Genomic DNA, 16285 nt, shown 5'->3' on the forward strand with positions numbered 1-16285 from the left:
GCTGACAAGAAAGCAGGCCGAATGCGCCCCTCCAAACGCCAGTTCGACGAAATGCGCGCCATCTCCTTCGAGCGCGGCATCTCCAAACATGCCGAAGGCTCGTGCCTGGTGAAGTTCGGCGACACGCATGTCTTGTGCACGGCAAGCCTGGAAGAAAAGGTGCCGGGCTGGATGCGCAATTCCGGGAAAGGCTGGGTGACGGCCGAATATGGCATGCTGCCGCGCTCGACAGGCGAGCGCATGCGCCGCGAGGCCTCCGCCGGCAAGCAGGGCGGGCGCACGCTGGAGATCCAGCGGCTGATCGGCCGCTCGCTGCGCGCGGTGGTCGACCTGCAGGCGCTGGGCGAGCAGCAGATCACCGTCGACTGCGACGTCATCCAGGCCGATGGCGGCACCCGCACCGCCTCCATCACGGGCGGCTGGGTGGCGCTCTACGATTGCTTGCGCTGGATGGAGGCCCGGCAGATGGTGAGCGTCGCCAAGGTGCTGAAAGACCATGTCGCGGCGATTTCCTGCGGCATCCATGACGGCCAGCCGGTCATCGACCTCGACTATATCGAGGATTCCTCGGCCGGCACCGACGCCAATTTCGTCATGACCGGCAAGGGCGGCATCGTCGAGATCCAAGGCACGGCCGAGGGCGAGCCCTTTTCGGAAGGGCAGTTCGCCGAGCTGATGGGCCTGGCCAAGAAAGGCATCCAGAGGCTGGTGAGTTTGCAGCAGATGGCGGTGGTTTAGGCTTTCAATGTCGAGCCCAGGCGCCCCCCTCTGGCCTGCCGGCCATCTCCCCCGCAAGGGGGGAGATCGGTTGTCACCTCTGCCTTCGCCAATCTCCGGCATTGCAGGACGAGCGCTTTCGGCAACGCCGCCAATCTCCCCCCTTGCGGGGGAGATGGCCGGCAGGCCAGAGGGGGGTGCCTCGTGATCCCCTCTGCAATTCTTGAATCCGCTCTTTACGTCACCGACCTCGCCGCTGCCGAAGCCTTCTACACCGACATCCTCGGCCTCACTCCTCTCGGCAAGGTCGAGGGCCGCCATCTCTTCTTCCGTTGCGGAGCCGGCGTGCTGCTGATCTTCAACGCCGAGGCGACCAAGGTCCCGCCCGCGCCCGACGCGAGGCTGAAAGTGCCGCCACACGGCACATCGGGCGAAGGCCATCTCTGCTTTGCGGCGACCGCCGATGAAATCAGCCGCTGGAAATCCCATCTGAAGGCGAAGAACATCGCTGTCGAAAGCGAATTCGAATGGCCGCAAGGCGGCCGCTCGCTTTATATCCGCGATCCCTCCGGCAATTCGATCGAATTCGCCGAGCCGAGAATCTGGGGACTTTGATGCATTTTCTCGACGGAAAAAAGATCGTCGTCGCCAGCCACAATGAAGGCAAGCTGCGCGAATTCGCCGATCTGATGGCGCCATTCGGATTCGAGGCGAAATCGGCGAAGGACTATGGCTTGCCCGAACCCGAGGAGACCGGCACAACCTTCGAGGAGAACGCCTATATCAAGGCCTTCGCCGCGGCCAAGGCGACGGGCCTGCCGGCGCTGTCGGACGATTCGGGCCTGTGCGTTGACGCGCTCGACGGCGCGCCCGGCGTCTACACCGCCAACTGGGCCGAAACGCCTGATGGCAGCAGGGATTTCGGCATCGCCATGCAGCGCACCGAAGTGGCGCTGCAGGAAGTCGGCGCCGCCACGCCCGCGCAGCGCACGGGACGCTTCGTCGCCGTCATCTGCCTCGCCTTTCCCGATGGCGAGGCCGAATATTACCGCGGCGAGGCCGAAGGCACGCTGGTCTGGCCGCCGCGCGGCGAGCTCGGATTCGGCTACGACCCGGTGTTCCTGCCCGACGGCTTCGAAAAGACCTTCGGCGAGATGAGTGCCGAGGAAAAACACGGCTGGAAACCCGGCCAGGCTACGGCGCTGTCGCACCGCGCCCGCGCCTTCCAGAAATTCGCCCAAGCCCGATTGGGTCTGGCCCGGTTAGGCTCGGCATGATCAGGCCCGGCGCCACCATGCCGCTCGACCGCAGCCCCGGTTTCGGCGTCTATGTGCATTGGCCGTTCTGCGCGGCCAAATGCCCCTATTGCGACTTCAACAGCCATGTCCGCCACCAGCCGGTCGACCAGGAGCGCTTTGCCGCCGCCTTCGAGGCGGAACTGGCGACGATGCGCCAGCGCACCGGCCCACGCGAGGTGACCAGCATCTTTCTCGGCGGCGGCACGCCGTCGTTGATGAAGCCGGAAACGGTGGCCAGGGTCCTGGACGCCGTGGCGAAGAACTGGACGGTGCCCGACGGCATCGAGGTGACGCTGGAGGCCAATCCCTCCTCGGTCGAAGCCGAACGCTTTCGCGGCTATCGCGCTGCGGGCGTCAACCGGGTCTCGCTCGGCGTGCAGGCGCTGAACGACAAGGATTTGCGCTTCCTTGGCCGGCTGCACAATGTGGACGAGGCGCTGCACGCGATCGGGCTCGCGCGGGAGATATTCCCAAGGCTCTCCTTCGACCTGATCTACGCACGGCCAGGCCAGACGCCGGAGGCCTGGGCATCGGAGCTCGAACAGGCGATCGGCCACGCCGCCGACCATCTGTCGCTCTATCAGCTGACCATCGAGGAAGGCACGCCGTTCCACGCGCTGCACGCGGCGAAGAAATTCATCATCCCCGACAACGACCACGCCGCCGACCTTTATGCGCTGACGCAAGAGGTGACATCAGCCCATGGTTTGCCGGCATATGAGATCTCAAACCACGCCCGGCCGGGTGCCGAAAGCCGGCACAATCTGACCTACTGGCGCTATGGCGAATATGTCGGCGTCGGCCCTGGCGCGCATGGCCGCTTCGTCGAGAACGGCCACCGCGTCGTGACCATCGCGGAGAGGATGCCGGAAACCTGGGCCAATCTGGTCGAGGCCAAGGGCCATGGCGTCACCGGCGGCGAGACCCTGACGCGCTCCGAAGAGGCTGACGAGTTCCTGCTGATGGGACTGAGGCTGGCGGAAGGCATCGACCTGTCGCGCTACGAAGCGTTTTCCGGGCGCGGCCTGTCGAGCGCACGGCTGTCGGTGCTGCAAGGCGAAGGGCTGGTGGCGCCGATCGGCAACGCCCGCCTGCGCGCCACGCCCGCCGGCATGATCGTGCTCGACGCCGTGGTGGCCGATCTGGCACGGTAGGCTGGGATGCTGCTCCCAATCTCGAAGCCAAGATTACGCTTCTGGAGGCGGCTGTTTCGCGGTATCTGAGTTGAGACCCGACCGGTGAGGCTATCCGAATGAACCTGCCGCTCTCCTGGCAATTCTGGGCGCTGTTGTCGGCGACTTTCGCGGCGCTGACGGCGATCTTCGCCAAGGTCGGCATCGAGACCATCAATTCCGATTTCGCCACCCTCATCCGGACAGCCATCATCCTGGTCGTGCTTGCGGCGATCCTCGCCGCCAGCGGCCAATTCCAATCGTGGGCCTCGATCTCCGGGAAGACCTGGCTTTTCCTTAGCCTGTCGGGACTGGCGACCGGAGCCTCGTGGCTCTGCTATTTCCGCGCGCTGAAAATCGGCAATGCGGCGCAGGTGGCGCCCATCGACAAGCTAAGCGTCGTGCTTGTGGCGGTGTTTGGCGCGGTCTTTCTCGGCGAGCGGCTCACCGGTGCGAACTGGCTTGGCGTCGCCCTTATCGCGGCGGGCGCGGTGCTGGTCGCTTATCGAGGGTAGTGCTGCGCCGTGGCGGGCGTTCTTGGTTTCGAGACGGGTGATGAAAATATCGAAGCGATTGGGCATCGTCCGGTCAGTGCTCCGTCGTGCTGTCGGGTTCGTTGTCGGGTAGCTTGATCTCTGGTGGCGGGCGGCGCGCGGGCCCCTGCTTGCCGTCCGTGGTGGCGGGCGGCTTCCCGTCTCCTTGCGCGGCAAAGCGCTTGCGGCCTGCATAGTAGGGCTCGAAAGCGTCCTGTATGGTCAGTCTGTCCATCCTGTCCTCCCGGGGGAATCAGGGGCTAAATCTGCGAAAGACGGTTTCGTTCCCTACTGTGGCGAAGGAATGGCGCTCGCCTTGCATTACAGCGGCTTTTGCAACCCGGCGCGGGCCGTGCCAAACAGGGCGGATGATTTCGGAACGTCCTTCGCGGCTCCATCTGGACGCGGGCGCGCCGCTGACGGAGAAGGCACCGGTGACTGGCGAGACGGGAAAGCGCAGCTATGTGATCGGGCAGACCGAGATCGCGGCCCGGCCGCTCGAACCGGCACTCTATCTGGTGGCGACGCCGATCGGCAATCTCGCCGACATCACGCTGCGCGCGCTTGAGACGCTGGCCGCCGCCGACATGGTCGCCTGCGAGGACACGCGCGTGTCGCGCGTGCTGCTCGACCGCTACGGCATCCGCCGCCGCACCACGGCCTATCACGAGCACAATGCCGGCGAGGCCGGGCCAAAATTGATAGCGGCGCTCCAGTCGGGGCAGAGCGTGGCGCTGATCTCGGATGCCGGCACGCCGCTGGTTTCCGATCCCGGCTACCGGCTGGTCGGCGAGGCGCTCGACCAGGGCATTCGCGTCGTGCCCATCCCCGGTCCGTCCGCGCCGCTTGCCGCGCTCACCGCATCCGGCTTGCCTTCGGATGCCTTCCTGTTCTCCGGCTTCCTGCCGGTCAAGGCGGGGCAGCGGCTGGCGCGGCTGGACGCGCTTAAAGCGGTGCCGGCGACGCTGATCTTCTTCGAATCGCCGCGCCGGCTGGCCGAGTCTCTCGGCGCGATGGCCGAAGCGCTTGGCGGCGAGCGCAAGGCAGCGATCGGCAGGGAATTGACCAAGACCTTCGAGGAGATGCGCACCGGCACGCTGCGGGCGCTGGCCGACCACTATGCGGCGGCCGATACGCCGAAGGGCGAGATCGTGGTGTGCGTCGGTCCGGCCGAGGCCAGGGCGGACGAGCCGGCCGATATCGACCGGATGCTGTTGTCGCTCGCCGCCGAAATGCCGGCTTCGAAGGCGGCGGCGGAAGCGGCGAAGATGACCGGCGGCCAGAAGCAGGCGCTTTACCGGCGGCTGCTGGAACTCAGGGATGCCTCTGGAGAGGACCGTGGCTAGGCTCCCGAGCGTCAGCCGTCAAAAGGCCTACCGGCGCGGCCATCGCGGCGAATGGCTGGCGGCGGCGGCGCTGGTGCTGAAAGGCTACCGGATCCTGGCGCGCCGCCATCGCACCCGTTTCGGCGAGATCGACCTGATCGCGCGGCGCGGCGACCTGGTGCTGTTCGTCGAGGTCAAGGCGCGCCGCACGCTGATGGAAGCGATGGAGGCGATCGCCCATGAATCGGAGCGCCGCATCGAAGGCGCCGCCGACATCTGGCTGTCGCGCCAGCCGGATTACGGCAGGCTGTCGATGCGGTTCGACATGATCGCCGTGCTGCCATGGCGCTGGCCGGTGCATGTCCCGAACGCGTTTTACGGGCGCAATTGAGGGCTGCGTCGCTCGGGTTCAGTGTTCGACGGGCCATTCGCCCGCGCCAAGTGCCGCGATCGCCGCGATTATGCGCCGGAACGCCTCGGCGGCAGCCGGCACGGTGGTGCGGGCGCGCAGGAAACTGTGCACGAGGCGCTTCTCCTCGTGCCAGCTCGCTTTGCCGCCGGCGGCCAGGATGCGGTCGCGATAGGCCTCGCCGTCCGACGACAGCGGGTCGCATTCGGCGGTAACGACAATGGTGGGCGGCAGGCCGGAGAAGTCGGCGGCGCGCAGCGGCGAGAAGGTCGGATCGTCCGGCGCCTGTCTCTTGGCCGAGCGGACGTGGCGGTAGAAAGCGACGTCGCCGGTCGACAGAAGCGGCGCCTCGGCATGCTCGATGTAGGAGCGGGCAGTCTCGTCGCCGCCGAGGCCGGGATAGATCAGCACCTGGCCGGTCGGCCTCTTCGCGCGAGCGCGCGTCGCGTGACTGACCGCCGCCGCCAGATTGCCGCCGGCGCTCTCGCCGGACAGCAGCAGTGGCCCGTTCGCTCTAGCCGCCGCCCATTCGAAGGCGGCCAGAGCGTCGTCGAAGGCGGCGGGGTGGAGATGTTCGGGCGCCAGCCGATAGTCGACCGAGAGCACGGCAAAGCCGGTGCCGGCGCAGATCTCGGCGCAGATGTCGTCATGGCTGTCGAGCCCGCCCAGGATGAAGCCGCCGCCATGGTAATAAAGCACCGTGGCCCGCGCGGCCGTGCCTGCCATCCCGTAGTGCCGCACCGCGATGTTCCGGCCGGGGGCGGCGATGAGGTCGTCGCTCGCCGTCACCCCCGGCGGATAGGGCTGGCGAAGCGCCCGGCACATCCTGTCATAGATCGCACGCTGCTTGGCGATCGGCAGGTCGATCGTCTCGGGCGGATACCAGGCGTTGATGCCGTCTATATAGGCCCACAGCGCAGGGTCGAGCCGCGTCGCGTATTTGCTGCGACCGGTCATTTCAGTGCTGCCCACGGTTTCGGAAGGCATTGCCTCAAAGCTCGCTGTAAAGCCTGGCCGCGTTTTCAAAGCTGAAACGCAGCGGCACCGAGCCCTCGACCTGCCAGACGGCGACGCTCTCGCCAGCCAGCAGCAGGCAGGCGCCGTCGGTGTCGGTGACGGCGCCGCCATAGAGCCGGTTGGCGAGGTTGAGGATTGCGGTCTGGTGCATGGCGGCACTGCCGCTGCCGCAGGCGTCCTTGACCAGCAGCACGCGAAAGCCGCGCGCCACGGCGTCCTTCACGGTGGCATCGATGCAGGCCTCGGTCCACACGCCAGATATGACCAGCCATTCGACGCCGGAAGCCTTGAGCCGATCGGCGGCCGGTCCCGCGCGGAAGGCGCTGGCCTCGGCCTTGATCAGCAGCGCCTCGCCATCAGCAGGCGCCACCTCACGGCAGATCTCGGTCAGCGGATCGCTCTTGTCGGAGAAGGCCGACTTGCCGTCGGTTCCAACAGGGTGAAAGGGCCGCTCCTGCTTGTCGAGATCGACAATGTAGGCCCAGTGATAGAGCGGCACATTGTTCTGCCGCGCCGCCGCCTGCAGCCGCTGGACGTTGGCGAGAATCTTGTCAAAACCCTCGACCAGGTAGCGCGGGTCCTGCCGGTGCTCTTCCTGCAGGTCGATGAAGACAGCGGCCACGGTGCCGCGCTTGACGGAGATAGGGCTTTTCATGCGGATGCGCCTGGCCCCCAAGATACTTCCAAACGCTGGAGGGACAGAGGGGGGCGCCAAGGAATGAGGCGCTCGTTCTTCAGCTGCGATGCGTCGCCGAGGCGGGCAGTGGATGTCAAACCTGCTTCTCCAGAAACTCATCCTCATAGGGGAAGCGCGACAGGAGCTCGGTGCCGGTCTCGGTGATCAGGATTTCATCCTCCAGCTTGACGCCCTCGCGGCCGCCCTTCTCGCCAATATAGCTTTCCACGCTCACCACCATGCCTGGCACGATATGGCCGTCGCGGCCATAGGTCTCGTAGTCCATGGCGTGCGCGATGAAGGGCGTCTCGCCATGCATGCCGACGCCGTGCATGACCGAGGTGTAGCGCTGGTCGACGAAGCGGTCGGGGATCTTCCACGCCTTTTCGGCGATCTCGCGGAAAGCCATGCCCGGCTTCACGATCGAGATATTGTGCTGAACCTGGTCGTGCGCCATGCGGTAGAGCGATTTCTGATAGGGGGTCGGCTTGCCGGGCCCGCAGCGGAAGGTGCGCGAGAAATCCGAATAATAGCCATAGCAGCCGATCGTGTCGGTATCGAGCGCCAGCAACTCGCCTGGCCGGATTTTTCGCCCGCTGGCCTCGTTGAACCAGGGATTGGTGCGCTGGCCGGACGTCAACAGCCGCGTCTCGATGAACTCGCCGCCCTGGCGGATGACCTCGCCATACATGATGGCGAACAGCTCGTTCTCGGAAACGCCGGGCTTGATCGCCTCGCGCACGGCATAGACGGCGGCTTCCGCGCCGGCCATCGACACCTGCAGGCATTTCACTTCCTCCGGCGTCTTGACCGCGCGCACCGCCAGGATCTCGCCCTGGCAATCCCGGACCTCGCAACCGCGCTTTTCCAGCGCCAGCGCCTGCAGATGGCTGCAACGGTCGAGCCCGAGTTTCATCGAGCCGCCGCCATGCTGCTTCAGGAGTTCGGCGATCTCGTCGGCGAAGGGACCGGCGGTCTCGTCGTCGCGGCCCGATACCGACGACCAGACGAGCTTGGAAGGACGCGCCTCGTCGATCGTGTCGAGCACCATCGAGACATGGTAGCTCTGCGGATATTCGAACAGCACGATCGGCCCTTCGGTCGGAATGAAGAAATAACGGGTCGAGTTGCGCAGAAAATAGCCGAACATGTTGCGCGAGCCGGTGGCGTAGCGCTGGTTGTACGGGTCGAACAGCACAGCGCCGCCATAGCCGGCCTCGCGCATCCAGCCGCGCAGCTTGGCCAGCCGGCCTTTTCGAAGGGCGTCGGCATCGATGAAGGACGGCTCGGTGTCGGACAGCCACATGCCGCCCGCCGAATCGGCCGCCGCGGGGTGGCGCATGCGGTCCTTGAAGTCGACGTCTTCAGTGCTGTCGGGGTCGAATACGACGATGCTCATGGGGGCTGACCTTGGGTGGTTTGCAAGATCAGACCATGGCGCAGGAGATAACGAGGGATTGTGCGGAAAACCGCGCTTGTTGTGCGAGATGCCGCTGGTAATAAGAGATGCAGGTGCCAAGCGCCCCCCTTCTGCCCTGCCGGGCATCTCCCCCTCAAGTGGGGAGATTGGCAGCTTTGACCTCGTCGCTTCTTCCGTGAAAATTGGCGAAAGCTGTTGTGACGTTCAATCTCCCCCCTTGAGGGACCCTCGTATGGGAGATGGCCGGCAGGACAGAGGGGGGCGACGTCTCTCAGCGCCAGCAAGACCTCTAATGCCGTCGCGCCAGCTTCGGAGGATGGCCGTGCTCCTCGCGAAAGGCGCGCGCGAAGCTCGACATCGAGGCAAAGCCGCAGGCGAGCGCCACGTCGCGCACGGCGAGCGTCGAGTGCGCCAGGAGATCGGCGGCGCGTTTCAGCCTGAGCCGCCGATAGTAGCCATTGGGCGAGATGGCGAGTTCGGAGCGGAAGGAGCGTTCGAGCTTGTCGGACGACACGCCGAGCCGCGCAGTGAGCTCCGCCATGCCGAGCCGCTCCTCGACCGCGTCCTCCATGATGGCGATGGCCGACAGCACCAGCTCGTTCCGGACGCCGGTACGCAGGCGCAGCGGCATCAGCTTGCGGTCGACGCTGGAGCGCAGCTGGCTGTGCACGAACCATTCGGCGACGCCGGCCGCAAGCTCGGCGCCGTAGTCGCGGGTAATGATCTCCAGCATCATGTCGAGGCTGCCGACGCCGCCGGCCGAGGTGAAACGCTTGCGGTCGATGACATAGAGGTCGCGCCTCAGCTCGACATTGGGAAAGGCCTCGGTGAAGGCCGCCTGGCTGGTCCAGTGCAAGGTGCAGGCATGGCCGTCGAGCAGGCCGGCGCGGGCGAGGAAGAAGGCGGCGTCCGCCACCGCGCCGATATGGGCGCCACTGCGCAAGCTGCGGCGGATCCAGCTTGCCGCATCCTCGGCAACGAGATGATCGGCATCGCCGCCTGAGCAGACGACGATGCGGTCGACCTTCGGCGCATCCCCGGCATAGAAGCGCGGCTGGATGACGACGCCGTTCGAGGCCTCGACCGCGCCCTGGGTAGCGCCGACGATGATCCAGCGATAGCATTCCCGCTTCGCCAGCACATTGGTCGCGCGCAGCGGCTCGATGACCGAGCTGAACGCCATCATCGGAAAGCCGGGGAAGACCAGCACCGCGAAAGTGAGGGGAGCGTCTGGAGATGTGTCGCGCGTGGCCATAGGCTCTACATCTCGGGCAGATGGGATTTGGGGTCAACGGGGTTGTGGCTGGCTTTCTGCGAAGTTGGCGCTGCCCCTCATCCGCCTGCCGGCACCTTCTCTCCGTATAGTGACGGGGAGAAGGGAGATACCGCAACCCCGGCTCCCTCTTGCCGCCGTTGATAATTGGCGCAAATCGAGACACAGCGCCCCTCTCCCCGTCACTATACGGGAGGATGCCGGCAGGCAGGTAAGGGGCAGCGCTGGCTTGGAGACTGGCTCGTCTCAGCGGGAGCGCCGCCGCTCAGCCCCCCAGCGCCTGCTCCAGGTCCGCGATCAGATCGTCGCCATCCTCGATGCCCGCCGACAGCCGCACCAGCGAATCCGATATGCCGATCTCTTCGCGCTTCTCCGCCGGGATCGATCCATGCGTCATCAGCGCCGGATGCTCGATCAGGCTCTCCACGCCACCGAGGCTTTCGGCCAGCGTGAACAATTGCGTGCGTTCGAGGAAGCGTTTCGTGCCGGCGAGGTCGCGGTCGAGCACGGCTGATATCATGCCGCCGAACGCATGCATCTGCTGGACGGCAACGGCATGCTGCGGATGGCTGGCGAGGCCGGGATAGATGACCCGGCGCACATCCTTGCGGGCTTCCAGCCACTGCGCGATCTTGAGGCCGTTCGACGAGTGCCGCTCCATCCTCAGCGCCAATGTCTTGAGGCCGCGCAGGGCGAGAAAACTGTCGAACGGGCCCGAAATGGCGCCGATGGCGTTCTGCAGGAATTTCAGGCGATCGGCCAGATCCTTGTTGTCGCCGACAACAGCCACGCCGCCGACCATGTCGGAATGGCCGTTGAGGTACTTCGTCGTCGAATGCACCACGACGTCGATGCCGAGCTCCAGCGGCCGCTGCAAATAGGGGCTGCAGAATGTGTTGTCGGCGACCGAGAGGATGCCCTTGCGCCTTGCAAGGGCTGCGACGCCTTCGAGATCGATGATGCGCAGCAGCGGGTTGGTCGGCGTCTCGACCCAGAGCATTTTCGTCTCCGGGCGGATTGCCGCCTCTATAACCGCAAGGTCGGTGCAGTCGACGAAGCTCACCTTGAGATCGGCGGAGCGCTTGCGCACACGCTCCATCAGGCGGAAGGAGCCGCCATAGATGTCGTCGGTGGCGACGATGTGGGCGCCGGAATCGAGCAGTTCCAGCACGGTGGCGATCGCCGCCAGCCCGGAGGCGAAGGCGAAGGCAGCCGAGCCGCTTTCGAGATCGGCCACCGCGCGCTCGAAGGCAAAGCGCGTCGGATTCTGGCTCCGGGCATATTCAAAGCCCTTGTGCACGCCGGGCGACTGCTGGCCATAGGTCGAGGTGGCGTAAATCGGCACCATCACCGCTCCGGTCAGGGGATCGTGGCTCTGGCCGCCATGGATGGTGCGGGTGGAGAAGGCCAGGCGGTTCTTTCCGGATGCGGTCATCGTGCACGGCGCCTCAAATGGTTGATCAGGTCGATGCGGGTTATCAGGCCGACGAACTCGTCGCCGTCGAAGATGATGGCGACCTCGTTGCGGTCGAATACCGGCAGCAGCGCGTCCAGCGTCTGGCTGGCCTGCAAAGTATGCAGATTGGAGGTCATCGCCGTGCGTACCGGCGCGTTGAAGCGCTCCCAGCGGCCCTCATAGGGGCCGTCGACCTTGGCCAGAATGTCGCTTTCGTCGACGATGCCGACCAGCTTGCCGTCGTCGAGCACCGGCAGCTGCGAGACATCGGAGCGGCGCATGCGGCCATAGGCGTTGAGCAGGCTCTCGTCCGGACCGACATAGACGGTGTCGCCGGTGCGGTGCGTGCGCATCACCAGGTCGCGCAGGTCGCCATGCTGCTCGTGCTCGGCCAGCCCCTGCTCGGCCAGCCAGAAATCGTCGAAGACTTTCGACAGATATTTGTTGCCGCTGTCGCAGACGAAGGTGACGACGCGCTTGGGCGACGTCTGCTCGCGGCAATAGCGCAAGGCGGCCGACAGCAGCGTGCCCGAAGACGAGCCGGCCAGGATGCCTTCCCGGGACAGGAGATCGCGCACCGCCAGCATGCTCTGCTTGTCCGATATGGAATAGGCCTTCTTGACCAGCGACAGCTCGGCATTGGGCGGCACGAAGTCCTCGCCGATGCCTTCCACAGTCCAGCTGCCGGCCTCCACCATCTTGCCGGTCTTGATCAGCGGCGCCAGCACCGAGCCGACCGGATCGGCCAGCACCATTTCCGTCTTCGGCGATGCCTTGGCGAAGAACCGGCCAAGGCCGGTCAGCGTGCCGCCGGAGCCGACGCCGACCACCACCGCGTCGACATCGCCGTCGAGCTGCGAAAAGATTTCCGGACCGGTGGTGGTTTCGTGCGCCTCAGGGTTGGCCGGATTGGCGAACTGGTTGGCGTAGAAGGCGCCGGGCAGCTCGGCCGCGATTTTTTCGGCCATGTCCTGATAATATTCGGGGTGGCCCTTGCCGACATCGGAGCGCGTCATGCGCACTTCCGCGCCCAGTGCGCGCAGGTGCTGGATCTTCTCGCGCGACATCTTGTCGGGCACGACCAGGATGATGCGGTAGCCCTTGGGGATGCCGACCTGGGCCAGCCCCAGGCCCGTATTGCCGGCCGTCGCCTCGACAATCGTGCCGCCTGGCTTCAGCCTGCCCTCCTTCTCGGCCGCCGCGATCATCGACAGCGCGATACGGTCCTTGATCGAGCCGCCGGGATTCTGGCTTTCGAGCTTGATGAACAGCCGGCACTTGCCGGTGTCGAATTGGGTCAGCTCGACCACGGGGGTCTGGCCGATCAGGTCGAGCACCGACCCGTAAGGCGGCCGCAGGCGCGACGTTGCGTTTTCCGAAGCGGCGCTTTCCAAAGGGGCGCTATCCGAGGGCGCAATCTTGTGCCTGCTCATATCGATGCTCCATGATCAAGCGGCCGCCTCGTGCAGGGCGGCAGCGTATCCTCTTTTCCAGCCCTTTGCAGTGGGAAAGAAGATAGATCGTGCCAATCGACCGGCTAGATGGAGAATGAAATTCCGGGTTGCGACGCGCAACGGCTGCAGGACTGTGCGGCACGTCCCCCCTCTGGCCTGCCGTAGAGCGCCGACGTCAACACTTTACCCCAGCAGCTGCTTGCTCAGCCTCGCACACTGGACGCGAATATCCGGAATGGCGTCGATCTCGAAGAAGGTGCCTCTGGTCAGCGGGCCGACGGCGAGGATTTTCCTGGACACCGTGCCGTCGCCGGCGATGATCTCGCAATTGGCCGTCACGTCGAGGCCGATGCGCAGCGGATCCGGCCGCGCCAGCCCGCGGTCGACCAGCGAGCGCACCACGCTGTTCGACGAGGCCGAGATGTCCCTGACGATACCGGAGCAATCATAGATGCGGGCGACCTCGAACCTCTCCAGCCGCTTGGTGTGGCGCGACTGGACCTGGACCGTGAACTCGCCGCCCGCCGCGATGTCGACGACACGGCCGGCGACGAGGCGGATGCGGCCGGACTGCACGGCTTGCGTGACGCGGGCATGGACCTCGGGCGCCATGCGGTGGCGGTGGATGTCCCACCACGCCTTGGTGTGCTCGACGAAACGACGCTTGGCGGAGGCCGGCCAGTTCTGCCAGATCTTCTGGTTGAACGGGCGAAGGCCGTCGACGACGTCGCGCCAGTCGATGCCGGCCTTCTGGTTTTCCCGGATCAAATCGCGGAACCAGCCGACGAAATAGGAAAGCTGGGTGCCGAGCGGGATATCGGCGACGTCGAGCTTGATCGGATTGCCCTTGCGGTGCGGCGAGGGCAGCAGGCCGCGCCGCGACACCGCGACGATCTCGGCGCGGTGGCCGCGCTGTTCGAGGGCGAGGAACGCGTCGACCATGCTGAGGCCCGTTCCCAGCACCATGACGCTCCGGTCGGGATCGAGCGCGGTGTCGGCCTCAGACCCCATCCGAACCGCATGGCCTTGCCCCATGGCCGGCACCTCGTCATGGCCGGTGGCGAGCACCGCCAGATGGGCGACGACGCTGGTGCCGTTGGCGAGCGCCACTTCCACCCCCGAGGCCGTGGGCGAGATCGACAGGCTTTCCTCATGGATCAGCCGGAGGCGTCCGGTCTCCCTCTCGCGCGCCTCGAGATCGTCCAGCAATTCGCCGAGATAGCGGGCATAGATGCTGCGCGGCGCGTAGACCGGCGCCTGCTCGGGCGTTGCCAGGTCGCGTTCCAGCAGCCAGCGCCAGAAATTGCCGGGATCGTCGGCATAGGCGCTCATACCGGCGGCGCTGACGTTCAGCACATGCGCGGAGAGCAATGTGGAATAGGCGATGCCCTGGCCGAAATGCGGGCGCTTCTCGACCAGCGTGACGCGAAGGTCGGGATTGGGCTGTCTCAGCAGATGCGCGGCGAGCACGACCCCGCTGGCGCCGCCCCCGACGATGATGATCGAGTTGCCGCGGCCGCTCATGCCAGCCCCGTGCGACGCGCCGGCGTCAGGCCTTCACCGCAACCGGCAGATCGTCGCTCGCGACCGAGAGGTCGTCGAGGCCCCTTGCGACCCCAAGGTCGTCGAGGCCGATGTCGCGCATCTCGGCGAGGCTGCGCTGGTCGAGCACCTCGGCGATCGCTTGCCGGACTTCCAGCATCAGATGTCGAACCTGGCATGTCGCCTCGTTACAGTCTTCGCAGCGCTGGTATTGGGTACGGCTGGCGCAAGGGATCGGCGCCAGCGGGCCGTCGAGCACACGCACGACATGGCCGACCCTGATTTCCTCCGGTGGCCGCGCCAGGCGATAGCCGCCATCCTTGCCTTTGCGGCTCTGCACGAAACCGGCATTGCGCAGTTCGCCCAGGATGGCGTCGAGAAACTTCTTCGGGATGTTGTTGCCGGTCGCGATGTCGTTGACGAAGGCAAGCTGCCCGGCCGGCATCCGCGCCAGATGGACGAGCGCCTTGAGGCCGTACTTGCCTTTCTTGGTGAGCATGATCCGAACGTTTCTCTGTCATGCGATGGCTCGAGGCCATCCGTTGCGAAACGCCTGGCGTGCCTCCCGCCGCGCTCAAGCATCCATAAGTTTACTATACTTAAACGCGAACAGGCGGAACACGTTTTTAAATTCCAATCCATCTGAAGCATGGATTTGCCTTTCAAGCGGCTGCAACGTGAATTCTCGTTCGCGATCGGAGGCCGTAGCGGTGGCTGGAGCTTCCCGAACGTGATGATCTCGCCACTCTTGAAGCGCCATAGCCGCCAAATCCGCCTGGGGACCTCGGCACCGGCAGCTTTTTCCAACAAATCCAGCCCCGCTAGAAGAATTTAACTCTACAAGAACCATAGAATTAGCGGACTATCATGAAGCAATCCGGTTTTCCCCTGTTTCATGGAGCCCTTGATGTCCACCACCATTTCGCGACGCATCCTTCTCCTGTCTACGGCCGCACTTGCCGGCGCCGCCTTCCTCGGCCCGGCTTTTGCCGACGACCTCAAGATCACCATCGGCTACCAGACGGTGGTCGAACCCTCCAAGGTGCCGCAGGCCGATGGTGCCTATGAAAAGGCTACCAACGCCGCCATCGACTGGCGCAAATTCGATTCCGGCGCCGATGTCATCGCCGCGGTCGCATCCGGCTCGGTAGACATCGGCTATGTCGGTTCGAGCCCGCTGGCGGCGGCGGCGAGCCGCGAATTGCCGGTCCAGACCATCTTCGTCGTCGGCCTGATCGGGCCATCCGAGGCCTTGGTCGCACGCAACGGCGCCGGCATAGAGAAGGTCGCCGACCTCGCCGGCAAGAAGGTGGCCGTGCCCTTCGTCTCGACGACGCATTACAGCCTGCTTGCCGCGCTGAAACATGAGAATGTCGACCCGAAATCGGTCGAGATCCTCAATCTCAGGCCGCCGGAAATCGCCGCCGCCTTTTCGCGCGGCGATATCGATGCGGCCTATGTCTGGGATCCGGCGCTCGGCCAGGTCAAGACATCAGGCAAGGTGGTGCTGGATTCCTCCCAGGTCGCCGCCTGGGGCGCGCCGACCTTCGACGCCTGGATCGTGCGCACCGACTTTGCCGAAAAGAACCCGGAAGCGGTGCGCGACTTCGTCAAGGTGACGGGTGCGGCCTATGCCGAGTACCTGGCTAAGCCCGACGCCTGGTCGGCAGCGTCGCCGCAAGCGGCCGAGATCGCCAAGCTGACCGGCGCCAAGGTCGAGGAAGTGCCTGAACTGCTCAAGGGCTACGTCTTCCCGACACTCGAAGAACAGGCCTCCGACAAGTTCCTCGGCGGCGGCACGGTCAAGGCGATCGCGGCCGCGTCCGCCTTCCTCAAGGAGCAGGGCAAGGTAGACGCCGTGCTGCCGGACTATTCGAAATATGTGACATCGAAATACGTCACCGAGGCGCTGGCCTCGAACTGACCCGAGCGTTGGAGCGCCCCATGCCACGACGGGCAGGTGGCGCCCCGATGAGACGCGCGCGGCTTTCCT

General features: G+C 65.5%; 17 protein-coding genes. 8 read left to right on the top strand and 9 right to left on the bottom strand.

The window, feature by feature from the left end; genetic code table 11:
* Nucleotides 1–21 precede the first annotated feature (21 nt).
* The 5 genes from rph (at nt 22) to FJ972_RS03605 (ending at nt 3702) form a co-directional block, all read left to right on the top strand.
* Nucleotides 22–738 (top strand): ribonuclease PH, encoded by a 717-nt coding sequence (rph, locus tag FJ972_RS03585; protein ID WP_140524423.1) that lies wholly within the window; start codon nt 22–24, stop codon nt 736–738.
* 183 nt (nt 739–921) lie between these two features.
* Nucleotides 922–1332, top strand: coding sequence for a VOC family protein (locus FJ972_RS03590; RefSeq protein ID WP_140491818.1), 411 nt, complete (start codon nt 922–924; stop codon nt 1330–1332).
* Entirely contained in the window at nt 1332–1994 is a 663-nt protein-coding gene (rdgB, locus tag FJ972_RS03595) for an RdgB/HAM1 family non-canonical purine NTP pyrophosphatase (RefSeq protein ID WP_140524450.1), read from the top strand. The genes FJ972_RS03590 and rdgB overlap by 1 nt, the downstream gene beginning before the upstream one ends.
* Nucleotides 1991–3169, top strand: a complete 1179-nt coding sequence (gene hemW / locus FJ972_RS03600; protein ID WP_140491825.1) for a radical SAM family heme chaperone HemW — start codon at nt 1991–1993, stop codon at nt 3167–3169. The genes rdgB and hemW overlap by 4 nt, the downstream gene beginning before the upstream one ends.
* A gap of 98 nt (nt 3170–3267) precedes the next feature.
* Nucleotides 3268–3702: an EamA family transporter gene (locus tag FJ972_RS03605; protein WP_140491827.1), complete on the top strand. Its 435-nt coding sequence runs from the start codon at nt 3268–3270 to the stop codon at nt 3700–3702.
* 73 nt (nt 3703–3775) lie between these two features.
* Here the strand turns inward: FJ972_RS03605 and FJ972_RS03610 are convergent, their stop codons facing one another.
* Nucleotides 3776–3955, bottom strand: coding sequence for a hypothetical protein (locus FJ972_RS03610; protein ID WP_140491829.1), 180 nt, complete (start codon nt 3953–3955; stop codon nt 3776–3778).
* Between the two features lie 199 nt (nt 3956–4154).
* Here FJ972_RS03610 and rsmI point away from each other — a divergent pair, with 199 nt between their 5' ends.
* Nucleotides 4155–5066 carry a 16S rRNA (cytidine(1402)-2'-O)-methyltransferase gene (gene rsmI, locus FJ972_RS03615; protein WP_140563839.1) on the top strand — a complete coding sequence of 304 codons (912 nt, stop codon included), beginning with the start codon at nt 4155–4157 and terminating at the stop codon, nt 5064–5066.
* Nucleotides 5059–5436, top strand: coding sequence for a YraN family protein (locus FJ972_RS03620; RefSeq protein ID WP_181165189.1), 378 nt, complete (start codon nt 5059–5061; stop codon nt 5434–5436). The genes rsmI and FJ972_RS03620 overlap by 8 nt, the downstream gene beginning before the upstream one ends.
* An 18-nt stretch (nt 5437–5454) precedes the next feature.
* Here FJ972_RS03620 and FJ972_RS03625 read toward each other — a convergent pair whose 3' ends face one another.
* From FJ972_RS03625 to FJ972_RS03660, 8 genes are all read right to left on the bottom strand, one after another.
* Entirely contained in the window at nt 5455–6411 is a 957-nt protein-coding gene (locus tag FJ972_RS03625) for an alpha/beta hydrolase (RefSeq protein ID WP_140491833.1), read from the bottom strand.
* 34 nt (nt 6412–6445) lie between these two features.
* The gene (locus tag FJ972_RS03630; protein ID WP_140491835.1) at nt 6446–7126 is read right to left on the bottom strand and encodes an isochorismatase family protein; all 681 of its coding nucleotides are present in this window, start codon (nt 7124–7126) and stop codon (nt 6446–6448) included.
* Nucleotides 7127–7241: 115 nt separating this feature from the next.
* On the bottom strand, nt 7242–8546 hold the full coding sequence (locus FJ972_RS03635; RefSeq protein WP_140524455.1) for a M24 family metallopeptidase: 1305 nt from the start codon (nt 8544–8546) through the stop codon (nt 7242–7244).
* 310 nt (nt 8547–8856) lie between these two features.
* Nucleotides 8857–9822, bottom strand: a complete 966-nt coding sequence (locus FJ972_RS03640) for a GlxA family transcriptional regulator (RefSeq protein ID WP_140524457.1) — start codon at nt 9820–9822, stop codon at nt 8857–8859.
* A 283-nt stretch (nt 9823–10105) separates the two neighbouring features.
* Entirely contained in the window at nt 10106–11275 is a 1170-nt protein-coding gene (locus tag FJ972_RS03645) for a trans-sulfuration enzyme family protein (protein ID WP_140524459.1), read from the bottom strand.
* Nucleotides 11272–12729, bottom strand: a complete 1458-nt coding sequence (locus tag FJ972_RS03650; protein ID WP_140524460.1) for a pyridoxal-phosphate dependent enzyme — start codon at nt 12727–12729, stop codon at nt 11272–11274. The genes FJ972_RS03645 and FJ972_RS03650 overlap by 4 nt, the downstream gene beginning before the upstream one ends.
* 204 nt (nt 12730–12933) lie before the next feature.
* Nucleotides 12934–14274, bottom strand: a complete 1341-nt coding sequence (locus FJ972_RS03655; protein WP_140491845.1) for an FAD/NAD(P)-binding protein — start codon at nt 14272–14274, stop codon at nt 12934–12936.
* Between the two features lie 25 nt (nt 14275–14299).
* Nucleotides 14300–14791 carry an RrF2 family transcriptional regulator gene (locus tag FJ972_RS03660; protein WP_140491847.1) on the bottom strand — a complete coding sequence of 164 codons (492 nt, stop codon included), beginning with the start codon at nt 14789–14791 and terminating at the stop codon, nt 14300–14302.
* Nucleotides 14792–15199: 408 nt separating this feature from the next.
* Between FJ972_RS03660 and tauA the strand changes: the two genes are divergently transcribed.
* Nucleotides 15200–16216, top strand: a complete 1017-nt coding sequence (gene tauA, locus FJ972_RS03665) for a taurine ABC transporter substrate-binding protein (RefSeq protein ID WP_140524462.1) — start codon at nt 15200–15202, stop codon at nt 16214–16216.
* Nucleotides 16217–16285 lie beyond the last annotated feature (69 nt).

The sequence above is a fragment of the Mesorhizobium sp. B2-1-1 genome (genome assembly GCF_006442975.2).
Lineage (GTDB): Bacteria > Pseudomonadota > Alphaproteobacteria > Rhizobiales > Rhizobiaceae > Mesorhizobium.

Excerpts from the sequence above, each read along its gene's own strand:
- FJ972_RS03660 (WP_140491847.1), bottom strand. The coding sequence starts at position 14,791 with ATGCTCACCAAGAAAGGCAAGTACGGCCTCAAGGCGCTCGTCCATCTG.
- tauA (WP_140524462.1), top strand. The coding sequence starts at position 15,200 with ATGTCCACCACCATTTCGCGACGCATCCTTCTCCTGTCTACGGCCGCA.
- FJ972_RS03640 (WP_140524457.1), bottom strand. The coding sequence starts at position 9,822 with ATGGCCACGCGCGACACATCTCCAGACGCTCCCCTCACTTTCGCGGTG.
- FJ972_RS03655 (WP_140491845.1), bottom strand. The coding sequence starts at position 14,274 with ATGAGCGGCCGCGGCAACTCGATCATCATCGTCGGGGGCGGCGCCAGC.
- FJ972_RS03650 (WP_140524460.1), bottom strand. The coding sequence starts at position 12,729 with ATGAGCAGGCACAAGATTGCGCCCTCGGATAGCGCCCCTTTGGAAAGC.
- hemW (WP_140491825.1), top strand. The coding sequence starts at position 1,991 with ATGATCAGGCCCGGCGCCACCATGCCGCTCGACCGCAGCCCCGGTTTC.
- FJ972_RS03645 (WP_140524459.1), bottom strand. The coding sequence starts at position 11,275 with ATGACCGCATCCGGAAAGAACCGCCTGGCCTTCTCCACCCGCACCATC.
- FJ972_RS03635 (WP_140524455.1), bottom strand. The coding sequence starts at position 8,546 with ATGAGCATCGTCGTATTCGACCCCGACAGCACTGAAGACGTCGACTTC.
- FJ972_RS03605 (WP_140491827.1), top strand. The coding sequence starts at position 3,268 with ATGAACCTGCCGCTCTCCTGGCAATTCTGGGCGCTGTTGTCGGCGACT.
- rdgB (WP_140524450.1), top strand. The coding sequence starts at position 1,332 with ATGCATTTTCTCGACGGAAAAAAGATCGTCGTCGCCAGCCACAATGAA.
- FJ972_RS03625 (WP_140491833.1), bottom strand. The coding sequence starts at position 6,411 with ATGACCGGTCGCAGCAAATACGCGACGCGGCTCGACCCTGCGCTGTGG.
- rph (WP_140524423.1), top strand. The coding sequence starts at position 22 with ATGCGCCCCTCCAAACGCCAGTTCGACGAAATGCGCGCCATCTCCTTC.
- FJ972_RS03630 (WP_140491835.1), bottom strand. The coding sequence starts at position 7,126 with ATGAAAAGCCCTATCTCCGTCAAGCGCGGCACCGTGGCCGCTGTCTTC.
- FJ972_RS03610 (WP_140491829.1), bottom strand. The coding sequence starts at position 3,955 with ATGGACAGACTGACCATACAGGACGCTTTCGAGCCCTACTATGCAGGC.